The organism is Mucilaginibacter galii (assembly GCF_014635825.1).
GTDB classification, from domain to species: Bacteria; Bacteroidota; Bacteroidia; order Sphingobacteriales; family Sphingobacteriaceae; genus Mucilaginibacter; species Mucilaginibacter galii.
Genome location: NZ_BMDO01000005.1, coordinates 164,223 through 176,329, shown reverse-complemented (window position 1 = coordinate 176,329; position 12,107 = coordinate 164,223). Strand labels below are relative to the sequence as shown.

The 12,107-nt window shown below is 41.0% G+C and carries 11 protein-coding genes and 1 tRNA gene; 5 read left to right on the top strand and 7 right to left on the bottom strand.

Annotated features, from left to right (window positions below):
• Window positions 1-19 precede the first annotated feature (19 nt).
• Both IEV61_RS10795 and recO read left to right on the top strand, forming a co-directional pair.
• Entirely contained in the window at window positions 20-427 is a 408-nt protein-coding gene (locus IEV61_RS10795; RefSeq protein WP_188416499.1) for a diacylglycerol kinase family protein, read from the top strand.
• Window positions 417-1,142 (top strand): DNA repair protein RecO, encoded by a 726-nt coding sequence (recO, locus tag IEV61_RS10790; protein WP_188416497.1) that lies wholly within the window; start codon window positions 417-419, stop codon window positions 1,140-1,142. The genes IEV61_RS10795 and recO overlap by 11 nt, the downstream gene beginning before the upstream one ends.
• On the opposite strand, the gene IEV61_RS10785 is transcribed toward recO, so the two are convergent.
• Window positions 1,139-2,227: an AI-2E family transporter gene (locus IEV61_RS10785; RefSeq protein WP_188416496.1), complete on the bottom strand. Its 1,089-nt coding sequence runs from the start codon at window positions 2,225-2,227 to the stop codon at window positions 1,139-1,141. The genes recO and IEV61_RS10785 overlap by 4 nt on opposite strands.
• Before the next feature lie 109 nt (window positions 2,228-2,336).
• On the bottom strand, window positions 2,337-2,606 hold the full coding sequence (locus IEV61_RS10780) for a hypothetical protein (RefSeq protein ID WP_188416494.1): 270 nt from the start codon (window positions 2,604-2,606) through the stop codon (window positions 2,337-2,339).
• A 254-nt stretch (window positions 2,607-2,860) separates the two neighbouring features.
• On the opposite strand from IEV61_RS10780, the gene IEV61_RS10775 reads away from it, so the two are divergent.
• From IEV61_RS10775 to IEV61_RS10765, 3 genes are all read left to right on the top strand, one after another.
• A tRNA-Val gene (locus IEV61_RS10775) sits at window positions 2,861-2,935 on the top strand.
• A 193-nt stretch (window positions 2,936-3,128) separates the two neighbouring features.
• A complete protein-coding gene (locus tag IEV61_RS10770) occupies window positions 3,129-4,559 on the top strand; it encodes an MBOAT family O-acyltransferase (RefSeq protein ID WP_188416492.1) in 1,431 nt (476 codons plus the stop codon).
• Between the two features lie 8 nt (window positions 4,560-4,567).
• Window positions 4,568-5,410, top strand: coding sequence for a hypothetical protein (locus IEV61_RS10765; RefSeq protein ID WP_188416490.1), 843 nt, complete (start codon window positions 4,568-4,570; stop codon window positions 5,408-5,410).
• A gap of 554 nt (window positions 5,411-5,964) precedes the next feature.
• On the opposite strand, the gene IEV61_RS10760 is transcribed toward IEV61_RS10765, so the two are convergent.
• From IEV61_RS10760 to IEV61_RS10740, 5 genes are all read right to left on the bottom strand, one after another.
• The gene (locus IEV61_RS10760; protein WP_188416489.1) at window positions 5,965-7,764 is read right to left on the bottom strand and encodes an NPCBM/NEW2 domain-containing protein; all 1,800 of its coding nucleotides are present in this window, start codon (window positions 7,762-7,764) and stop codon (window positions 5,965-5,967) included.
• Between the two features lie 224 nt (window positions 7,765-7,988).
• Complete coding sequence (locus IEV61_RS10755) at window positions 7,989-9,710, bottom strand: carbamoyltransferase family protein (protein ID WP_188416487.1); 1,722 nt, start codon at window positions 9,708-9,710, stop codon at window positions 7,989-7,991.
• A gap of 17 nt (window positions 9,711-9,727) precedes the next feature.
• Window positions 9,728-9,877: a DUF5989 family protein gene (locus IEV61_RS10750; protein WP_188416485.1), complete on the bottom strand. Its 150-nt coding sequence runs from the start codon at window positions 9,875-9,877 to the stop codon at window positions 9,728-9,730.
• A gap of 10 nt (window positions 9,878-9,887) precedes the next feature.
• Window positions 9,888-10,271 carry an SxtJ family membrane protein gene (locus tag IEV61_RS10745; RefSeq protein WP_188416484.1) on the bottom strand — a complete coding sequence of 128 codons (384 nt, stop codon included), beginning with the start codon at window positions 10,269-10,271 and terminating at the stop codon, window positions 9,888-9,890.
• Window positions 10,261-12,069 (bottom strand): SGNH/GDSL hydrolase family protein, encoded by a 1,809-nt coding sequence (locus tag IEV61_RS10740; RefSeq protein ID WP_188416482.1) that lies wholly within the window; start codon window positions 12,067-12,069, stop codon window positions 10,261-10,263. Before IEV61_RS10740 ends, IEV61_RS10745 begins: the two co-directional genes overlap by 11 nt.
• Window positions 12,070-12,107 lie beyond the last annotated feature (38 nt).

The window sequence follows — 12,107 nt, the reverse complement described above, 5'->3', positions numbered from 1 at the left end:
GGTTCATTCAGTTTTAACCATGCCCAACCAACCCTTTAAGCCAGAACACTCCAATAGTTTTATAAAACTCTGGCGAAGCTTTGGTTATGCTTTTAAGGGAATTAGGTATGCTACGGCCACACAATTAAACTTCAGGGTGCATTTAGTGGCTACTATTACAGCCGTTTTTATGGGTCTGTGGCTTAAAATTTCGATGGATGAATGGCGTTGGATCATGCTGTGCATTACCCTGGTACTGGTAGTAGAACTTTTGAATACCGCTATAGAAATGCTGACCGACCTCGCCTCGCCGGGATATGACGCAAAAGCCGGTCATGTAAAAGATGTAGCTGCCGGTGCGGTGATTATTACCGCGCTGTTTGCTTTAATAACCGGCGTTATCATCTTTTTGCCCAAAATAGTAACCCTGCTAACACATGCTGCATAAAACCCGTGGTATTGTTTTGAAGCTAACTGATTACGGCGACACCAGCGTAATAGTGCAGGTTTTTACCGAAAAGTTTGGACTGCAATCATACATCATCAACGGGGCAAAAAAGCCAAGAGCAAAAATTGGCCGTAACATGGTGCAACCACTGCATTTGTTAGACCTGGTGGTATATCACAAAAATACAGGAGCTGTACAGCGTATTAAAGAATTAAAGAACGTGCCTTTGTTGGCGCACATCCCTTACGACGTTGTTAAAAGCAGTATAGCCTTATTTTTAAATGAAGTGCTCTATAAAGCCATTAAACAGCAAACGGCCGACGAGCGTTTATTTGATTATGTTTTTAATAGCGTTGAACTTCTGGATAACCTTAAAGAGGGATTGGCTAATTTTCATTTGATATTTTTACTGGGTTTAACACGCTACCTGGGCTTTTATCCCGGCATGGCAACTACCGCCGACGCCGATTACTTCGATATGCACAACGGAGTATTTGTCCGTTACAAACCCGAGAGTAGCTTGTACCTGTCACCGCCACACACCCAAATCTTCAGAAACTTGCTCAGTTGTGGTTTTGACGATCTTGTAGCTATCAGGATCAGCAATGAGGAGCGCCGCTACCTCATTAACCACCTGCTTGAATATTTCGCGTTGCACATTGAAAGCTTCGGCTATATCCGTTCGCACGAAGTGTTGGAGGAAGTGCTGGGCTAATCTTCTTCCTTACCGCCGAAGATTTTTTTAAAGATACTCTTATCTTCCTTTGCGTTTTGTGTACCTATGAGATACCCATAAGGTTTAAGAGGCTCTACGTGGTCGCACACTACTTTAAACATCCCTAACAACGGTATAGCCAGCACCATGCCCGCAATACCCCAAATTGCCTCCCCTATTACAATAATTAAGATAGTGAACAGTGGATTTATATTTACCTGGTTACCTACTACCAGCGGTTCTAAAAGATAGGTTTGCGTAAACTGCACAATGGCATAGGTAACAAGCACGCCAATAACCATATCAATACTGCCGCCCTGTGCAAACGCTATTAACACGGTAATAGAGGTCCCCGTTATATTTCCGGCAAAAGGGACGATCTCCAATATACCACACAGTATGGCAAAAAATATGGCGCCCTTAATGCCTACAATGGTAAAACCTATACCATACATGATCCACAACATCACGATCATCATTCCTAAACCGCTTAAATACTGTTGGGTAACCCGGCTGGCTTTGTGCATTACCTTTTCTGCCAAAGGCATATTGGGTACCGATACTAAACGGAGTACAAAGTTTTTAAAGTGCGACCGGAAGTATAAGAACAGGAATACGTATACCAACACCAGCACGGTGTTTACAAGCAATCCTAACGTTGTGGTAAGTGTACCAATGGCCATACCGGCGGCAGCTTCCATTCCGCCCGATTGCTGTTCTTTCAAAATTTGCTGCTGCTGACGCGTAGTTATGCCAAACTGCGAACGCACGTAATCTTTCACCTGATCAAACAGCTTGCTCAACTGCTCCTGTAACTTTGAAAAATCTTTAAGCAGATCGCCTATTTGCCAGTGAAGCAGTAAAATAAGACCTACAATAAATAAGGCGAATAAAAAAAGGCTCACAATTGATGAAAATGCCCGGTTTAAACCTTTGTTTTCGAGCCAACGGCTTAACGGAACCAACAGCATGGCTAAAACCCCGCCAAAAGTAAGCGGAATAAGCACCGATGCCGAAAAATAAAGAATAGCTACAGAGAGGATAAAAAGCAGTAATAAACGAATGGCTTTGGAAAGATTCGGCATATTATTTAATTTAATAAAAAAGCAAGGCTATTAAACCCTGCTTTCACAAAACGAACAAATAACAAGTTGAAATGACGTTAATCATACCTGCTTGCCAGCACGCATATACTTATATGCCCGATCCGGGTCCTTTATCCATATTACCCTCATCTAACACCATACGGCGTACATAATCAATACTCGATTCAGGTAACTCAGGCCCCGAAGTTTGAACCGCAGTACCATCGGGGCGCAATTCCAAATCGGCGTTTATATTATTATCGATGCGTAAATGCAAGATGTCGCCTTCACGCTCAACATGGCAGGTTAATTCCCTTTCCGAGTAATTGATGGTAAATTCATATTTTCCATCAGTGGTATTTTTGAAGCTGTCGGTCATAATAGTTCTTATTTAAAAAGATAACAGGCTACAACCATAAGATGTTTTATTCGCGGCAAATATGTTTAAAAACTTTAAGTAGATGCATTTCAGGCACTTTTGATTTTTTTTGAAAAATATTTTGACAAAATAAAAAAAGACCCTATGTTTGCAGTCCCAAAACAAGGGAACGCAGCCTGATTGTTTGACATAAGGCCTGACAACATATACGAGTTGAAAAACTCAAACCCTGCTAAAGCAATTTAGCGAACCAAGGGAGCTTAGCTCAGCTGGTTCAGAGCATCTGCCTTACAAGCAGAGGGTCACTGGTTCGAACCCAGTAGCTCCCACTACATAAACCCTTCAGATTCACTTCTGAGGGGTTTTTTGTTTGCGGTGGGTTTAGAAAGACCATCTCAAGTTGCTTTTCTTGCGCTATAATTATTGATTTTTCTTTAATGGATTGATTAGACTATTCCAGATATGGTTTAAACGACATATCTGAGACCAAAGTTGTAACTTCGGCCTTTATTATAAGCCTCAATGCTTTTTAACTCTATAGCTTTTGCGATATTTTTACCAATTGTCTTCCTTTTGTACTGGCTCAATAAAAGCCGCCTGAGTATACAAAACATTATTCTTCTAGTAGCAAGTTACGTATTTTATAGTTGGTGGGATTCTCGATTTCTACTTCTGCTTATCTTTTCTACTGCGCTTGATTTTTTCTCAGGCCTAAAAATTTATCAGTCGAAGACTCATAAAAGTAAGAAAGCTTGGTTATACATCAGTGTGATAATTAACTTAAGCTTTTTAGCCACTTTCAAATATTTCAATTTTTTTGCATTGTCTTTAGAGACGGCGCTCTCCTCAGCCGGTGTACATATAAATGCATGGACGCTAGAGATTGTGTTACCAGTTGGTATTTCCTTTTATACTTTTCACGGTCTTTCTTATGTGTTTGATATTTATCACCAAAGGGCACGGCCAACATCTAACTTTATCAATTATTCTTTATTCGTTAGTTTCTTCCCGCTCTTAGTTGCCGGACCTATTGAGCGGGCCACACATTTGTTACCACAAATTGAAGTGGGACGTAAATTCGATTATCGTAAAGTAACTGATGGCCTGCGACAGATTTTGTGGGGCCTATTCAAGAAAGTAGTTATTGCTGATCAATGTGCGTCAATCGTTAATACAATATTCAACAATCCTGCTGGATACCACGGAAGCACCTTACTATTTGGCGCTATTCTTTTCAGTTTCCAAATATATTGTGATTTCTCGGGATATTCCGATATTGCTTTGGGAACTGCCCGGTTATTCGGCATCGAACTTGTTCGTAATTTCTCTTATCCATACTTTTCAAGAAGTATTGCCGAATTTTGGAGGCGCTGGCATATATCATTATCTAGTTGGTTTCGCGATTATGTTTATATACCTATGGGAGGTAGCCGTGGAAGCAAATGGCAAAAGGTTCGTAATACGTTGGCAATGTTTCTTATAAGTGGTTTTTGGCATGGTGCTAATTGGACATTTTTGGCATGGGGACTTTTCAACGGAATACTATTTCTTCCATTGTTACTTACTGGCCAAAACAGGAAGCATACAACTATAGTTGCCGAAGGTAGCAGATTGCCTTCTTTGACAGAAGGTGCGCAAATGATCGGAACTTTCTTGCTCATAACGATCGGATGGATCTTCTTTAGAGCTAACAGCATTGCACAAGCTATAACTTATATTACACGTATATTTTCGGTATCTCTATTTACTCAGCCGGAACTTTTTAGCAACATGCTGTTCAAATTTATTGTACTGCTGATATTCATAGAATGGATACAGCGACGTAAACTACACGGACTGGCTATAGACAGATTGAGATTTCAAGTGGTGAGGTGGGCTATCTACATATTATTAATTTACTTTATATGTTACTTTGCCGGAGCAAAGCAAGGTTTTATTTATTTTCAATTTTAGTTTAAAGTATGTCTTTAAATCACTTTCTAAAACGGTTGCTGATCTTTAGCCTGATCGCATTTCCACTGGTATCGGCACAAAGCCTTCTTTCTTATTATACCCATGGATATGAAAAAGAGGTTAACGGCCGAGAAGTATATGTTTCTCTAAAGAAAAGTAAGATTAGAAAAAAAGTGAGGGTTTTGATAATTGGCGATAGTGTAGGCAAACAGCTTTATGACAATGACACTTATAACGATGACATTTTTTCTTTGACTACTAACCAAGCGATCTCAATGGCTGGTCAATATATTCTGGTAAAAAATTTCATAGAACGCAATATTGATCAGTTACCAAAGACTATCATCTTAATAATCACGCCAGGGTCTTTTGGTAATAATCTTGATCAGGTTTTCACATTCCAATATTTTTTAAAACCTTTTTATAAGAAGAACTATATAATTAATTACAATCAAGCCACTTTATCGCAAATTCATAAGGTGCCTTTCTACTACCTTAGCCAGCTTCCATGTATTTTAAACACCAACTGGTCACCGGAATATCCGAAAAATAATGGTCAACATGCTTATAAATTACTGTCACCAATCTCAAATGATTATCTTTTTAAAATCAAAGAATTATGTGCTCGATATTCTATAGTATTGGATATCAAATGCCCTCCCATAAAAAAAGCTAACACAAAAGAGATACAGAATTACAAACGGGCATTGTTTGAATTTAGGAAAGTAGGACTTGAAGCTCAAATGAAAATATATTTTAACGGTATCGTTTTCAAGCCCGATAGTTTATATCAGGACCCTATTCACTTTAAAAAACAATTTATACCTAAAGATTACTTAAACTTGTTATGATGGATGGTTTCATGTCAATATGCAACTTATAAGAATACAAGTTAGAATTTATACACACTCATTTCATCCAAAACTTATATCTCTCCCTATAAAGGGGAAGTCTTAACTTTCTTGGATGTCCTAAGTTTACCTGTCCAATAATTGAACGAAGTTTGTACTATTCTATATAAAACAGCAATCAAAGACCTTTTTGGAATTTGGATGTTAGATTAAATTAGAATAGGAGGAAACTGCATTGCTACGAATTCAGTTTAAATTTGCATTACAGTTCATTAAATTATTAACAAAGTTGCTCTGTTTGCATATAGTCTGCACAGACATCTATATTTAACTTAAAAGGTTTATAGTTGAGTCCATTCGAAAGAATGACTTACAGCTTATACAATCGGTAATCATCGTGAAAGTACGCCTGAATATATTTAACGATAGAATACTAACCGCGCTATTTATTAATATATGCAGATAAAATGTTATCCCGGCTACTCGCATAACCGGGATAACATTTGCTATTACAAGTCTATACAGCAAACATTCCTTAAAATACTATTGAACGCTTAGTTTTTTAATGGACTAACCCGATACAATCCACCGCCGTGCTGAGCTATTTCGCGGCTGAACCTTCCATTGAAGGTGCCTAAATCTTTACTTGTCCACAGGTCGCGCACCTTGGCTTTGCCTTTTATGCCAATGGCACTCAGGTCAACGCTCACCTCTGCTTTATCGGCGAGCTGAATAACGCCCTTATCTACAAGCACACCAAAAACCACAGAACCCTTGGCTTGGGTTACCATGCCGGTGGTAGAAAAAGTGTCGTAACCTTCGGGCAAATCATAAATTATCGTAGACTCGGCGTAAGTGCCAATACCGTCAGCCTGTTTACCGTCTATTAAAAGCGGACGGTTATCACTGGTTTTGTTAACCCTGACTTCGCCCCGGCCGGCATTGGCTGTAATCCATTTCATTTCCGTTAGCTTCAGGGTTCCTTTTGGGCCCTTTATTTCGGGGTTTAGCCAAGCAGCCTGATCTCCGTTAATACCATTACCTCCATCTTTTACAAATAAGATGAGCCGTTTTGCATTTTTTATAGATACCTCCACTTTCTGCGAGCTGCCTTCACCTGCAATTACCGGGCTTATGTAATCGGCATTGCTAAAATCAATGTTGTCTCCTTTACTTTGTGCATTGAATAATGCTACATATTTATCCTTACTTCCGGGTACATCTGCCGTCCACACAACCAGGTTTTTATCACGGTATACCTGCCTGTTATTCGTGCTTAGCTGGTTAACTTTCAGTACTTCGGCATTAGTTAACATAGCTTTGGTAAAGGCATCGAGCTTGGTCATGTCACCTCCGAAAATGAGAGGTGAACGGCCAATAGACCACAAGCTCATCAGCGTGTATTGCTCATCTTTAGTAAACTTGGTAGCCTGATTAAAATTGATGATCCCTATGGGCAGCATATCAGCATCAGGAAAATGTCCGTTCCCACGGTAAGGTGTCCAGGCATTCAATCGTTCAAACATTGCCTGTAGCAAGCCCCATCTGTCCCAAAAATCATCGGTAATGCGCCACATATTTGCATGCCAGCTTACATGCTGACCTGCCGAAACCGGTGTAGCCCCCGGCGATAAGCTTAAAACTATAGAACGGCCGGTTTTATCAATAGCCTGACGGATAGCCTCAATTTCTGCCTGCTGTATCTTATCATAAGGACGCGAAATATCATCTACTTTGATAAAGTCTACACCCCAGTCGGCATACATTTTTATAATTGATTGGTAGTAAGCGGCACCATCTGGTTTAGTGGCATCCACCCCATACATATCAGGGTTCCATGGGCATTTTGAATTGACAAGGGCCACATCTTGTGCTTTAGATTGTGTGCCATAAACCGGAAGGTTCTTTTGAACAGCCTGGCGTGGAATTCCGCGCATAATGTGAATACCAAATTTAAGGCCCTTAGCATGTACATAATCTGCAAGTGGCTTAAACCCCTTGCCGTTGGCGGCAGAAGGAAACTTTTTAAGCCCCGGTGTTAAACGACCGTATTCATCCATCGTAAGCACTGCGTTGGGGTCATATGAGTGCCCTTTAGACTCGGGCTCATACCACTGAATGTCAACCGTCAGGTATTTGTAGCCGCTCGGCAGTAAGTTAACCGCCATAGCATCGGCTTGTTCTTTAATTTGCTGTTCGGTTACTGTGGTACCAAATACGTCCCAACTGTTCCAGCCTAAAACCGGCTTAGAGGCAAGTTTCCAATAACCAGGCTCAGTTTGTGCTTTCACCTGGCCAGCACCTAACACGATAGCAACAACTAAAAAAGTAAGTTTTTTGAAGTTCAATTTCATTTGCATCAATTATATATTCAAATCTGGTTTTTATAGGTTTCTAGGTAGTTAACCTGGATGTTGCAAGTTTACGTTATATACCTTAAGTATTACTATCACCTTAGCTTTGCACCAGGCACTTTATCTAATAAGATGTTTATAACCACAAAACTATCTTTCTCTAAAAAATTATCACTGCTATTAGAAACGCCGAATGCCTAAAGAACGACAATATACCGATCTGTTTATTTGAACACCAGGAATCTACCGATAGCCAACACATCCATTTCTGTATTATTAAAACAGCGAATAGCATCCTGTGGAGAGCAAACCACGGGTTCATTCATCACGTTGAAAGAGGTATTGATAAGCACGGGGCGCCCTGTAAGATCATAAAAAGCTTTAATTACCCGGTAAAAATCGGGATGCTGCTCCTCGTTGACCGTTTGTACCCGGGCAGATCCATCTACGTGAATAACCGCAGGCAACAACGCGTTTACTTTTTCTTTTGCCTGAAATGTAAACAGCATGTAAGGGCTTACTGCCGCATCTTCAAAATAATCGTCCGCAAACTCCTGTAGTATTGCCGGTGCAAATGGGCGAAAGCTTTCCCGCAGCTTTATTTTTTGATTTAATACGGTTTGCATTTCCCCAATGCGCGGATCGGCCAAAATACTGCGGCTGCCTAAGGCCCGGGGGCCAAATTCGGCCCTACCATTAAAGTAGCCTACCACTTTACCATTAGCCAGGCACTGTGCTAATTGTCTATAGAAATCATCAGCCGTTAGTGAATCACAAGAATATCCTTCGTTGGCCAAAGCATGCTGTATTTGCTGTGTACCATAGCACGGACCTAATAACGACTGCTGCATCTTATCTTTACCCGGCACAATTGACCTTTCTTGAGCCAAATATTCGTAATACACACTAAAAGCTGCACCAAGCGCACCACCGGCATCGCCGGCTGCGGGCTGAACCCAAACGTTTTTAAAGCCCGATTGCTTGCGTATAGCTGCGTTACAGACACAATTTAAAGCCACACCACCGGCCAGGCATAAACTATCTATACCATATTCCTGGTGAAGATGCCTGGTGATTTTCACCATCACCTCCTCTATAACCTGCTGAATGGAACTGGCTATGTTTTGATGAAAAGCCTCTACTTCTTCTTGGGGCAACCGGGGCTTTGCGCCAAATAGCTTACTGAACCGATGATTGGTCATGGTTAAGCCCGTACCGTAATTGAAGTAGTCCATATTCAGCCAGAAAGATCCATCGGGCTGCACTTTTAGCAAATGCTCGTAAATGAGATTGACATATAAGGGCTTACCGTATGGCGCAAGCCCCATTACCTTATACTCGTCAGAATTTACTTTGAAGCCAAGGTAATAGGTAAAAGCCGAATATAACAGACCTAAAGAATGCGGGAACCTAATTTCCTTTTCAAGCTTTATGTGATTTTCTTTGCCTGTAGAAACGGTTGTTGTTGCCCACTCACCTACACCGTCTACAGTTAATATGACAGCTTCGTTAAACGGTGATGGAAAAAATGCAGACACTGCATGTGCATGATGATGGTCGGTAAATAGAATTGGATTCGAACGCTTCCATTCGGGGTCTATACCATTTAGCTTTTTACTTATTTTGCTTTTAAGAAAGAGCTTGTCTTTTAACCACAAGGGCATTGCTTTTAAAAACGACCCCATGCCACGGGGTACAAAGCTGATATAGGTTTCCAGTAAGCGTTCAAATTTGAGGAACGGCTTTTCGTAAAACACCACGTACTGTACATCGGTCAATTTTATTTGGGCGTGCTGCAGGCAAAACTTAACGGCTTGTTCGGGGAACGAATCATCGTTTTTTTTGCGGGTAAAACGCTCTTCCTGTGCGGCGGCAATCAGCTCATCGTTCAAGAGCAGGCAGGCAGCGCTATCATGATAAAAAGCCGAGATCCCTAATATATACATAACCTTATGTAAGCTATTTAGAACAGGCTGTAAATGAAGGGAGCCAGTGCCGAGCCCTGAGCCAGTACCATGAGTAAGCTAAGCGCTATGAGGATAATAAACAGCGGCCACAGCCAATATTTTTTACGCTGCTTTAGAAACAAAAAAAATTCAAGTAGTGTACTCATGGTTTAGTATTTAAAATTGCCGCTCCATTGAACTATTTGTTTCTACCGGTGCCTGCTCCCAGTAAGACGATTGTGGCTTTTGAGGCTTTAGTTTAAGGGCGTCTTTGCCAAGCAAACGCATTATTAACCCAATGGGGGTAATAATTAAAAAGTAGATCAAAAAAAGCAGTATATAAGTGTTAACAGTCCCTAGTACCAACCCAACATTATCCCAAAACCATTTTACGGGGGCCAAAGCTTTTGGGTGCACCAGCGTTAGGGCAAGCAAGATCACCGCTACTGCACCTAATTCAGGTACAAGCCTGTGCCTGTATGCTGTATAAACAGTTATCAATAAGAAAGCAAAGCCCAGTATAAAACCGAACTTGCGAAGTTCGCTTACTTTACTTTCCATTGTTATCTGATGTATGCTGATAGATTGATGCGGCTTCATCGGCATTTAACCGGTGATAATAAGCGGCGATCTGTTGATTCAAGCTGGAATTTAAAGGCTCGTTCTTGAGTTGCTGCTTCAGGTTAATAAGCTGATTAATTTGTGCTTCAATTTCATCCAGTTGTGCAGCGGGGATGTCGTAACTGCGCATTAATGCTAAATAAGTCAGTGCCTTTTCGGGTTCATCTACCTTTAAACACAGCAAATAATTGTTTTGCGCATTTTTTAGGGATGGTTGGAGTTGATAGGCTTTTGCGAAATACAGGAATGCTTCCGGCTTATTACCCAGTTCAAAATTGAGTCGACCGGCATAAATGTAATAATTAACGTTATCAGGATTTTCGAGCAACATGGCTTCAGTGGCTTTGAGGGCACCAGTTTTGTTGTTGCTTTTCAGATCATATTTAAACAACTGATCCACGGCATCGGCCCAGGTAATACGATCTACTGATAGTGCGCCTGCTATTTTTTCTTCTTCGGTGTCTCCCCGTTTAAAGTTATTAGGTATAGGTGTGTTAAAAGGCCAGCCAACTTTAAGCATCATAATTTGGTATGCACCATAAAGGGAGTCTACGCGGGTAACAGGCATTTGCTTTAGAAGTAGTTTGAACGACATTTCATTTTCAGGCTTTGGCCTGATAATCTTGCTGCTATGCATGGCCTGATAAAATGCCTCGCTCATAAGCGCGTACCCGTAAATATTAGGGTGTACATGCTCCAATAAGGTTTCGCTACCTAAAATGCCGTGAGGCGAATGCTCCTCAAAAATCTTGCGAGTATTGGCTATGTAAACACCCGGATATTGACGGCCTAATTGTTCAATAATAGCATTGAGTTTGCCTGGCGCTCTAAACCGTAACAGGTCATAATCGCTTGCTTTTTTGAATGATGTTTTTGCTAACGGATAGTTGCCAGTGCCGTAAACATTGCTTGCGGCTTGGTAAGCCGTATTAGCCGACAATTGTCCTGCACCGCTGATAAAAGGCTTTAAATCCTTTTCGTTACTCACCAGGTTGCTGATCAAAAGCGGTATTTTCTTGTCTGAATACAACTGACATAGCTCATCCATATTTTGCCTGAACTGATCGATACCCTTATGGTATTCTACAGATCCATACTTGATTTCCTGGGTGGCCGCCATGCGTTTCATAAGATTCTCCCGCGTATCGGTAGGTTTATTCCCCAGCTGCTGAATGTTATAAATTAGCCTGGTTAATGCCTGCACCAGTTTTAATTCGCGTAGTTTCAATACGGTTTGTACCCAAAACCGGCTGCCACTAATTCCGCTGGTAGAACCTATGCCCAATGCACCATAATATTCGTTGTGACCTGTATATACCAGTACAGCATCAGGTTTAAAGTTAATGACCTGCTTTCCAAAATCGAGCACGGTATAAGAATTTACAGCCGTTAACGAAACGTTGATGATCTCAAACTTTCGTTCAGGAAAAGTATGCATCAACCGGTATTGTAACCAGCGGTGAAATGAACCGTTGTGCATATAAGGGTAACCGGCCGTTGTTGATTCGCCCAAAACAAACACCCTGAAAGTATTCGGCTCTTTTTGAATCTTAAATCTTTCGTGATTACCCTTGGTCGCATTTATTGGATTGGAAAAAAACTTGGCTGAGGCATCGGGGTTCATTACCCAGCTGGTTTGGTCGTCGGGGTCTTTTACAAACAACGCCGTATTGTAGCCATAGTTACACAGCCTCAATACCGCTTCTATAACAAGCAGCAGCACAACAGGCAAAGCCATTGCTATGAATTTGAATGCTGTTTGCCTGCGCTTGTTCA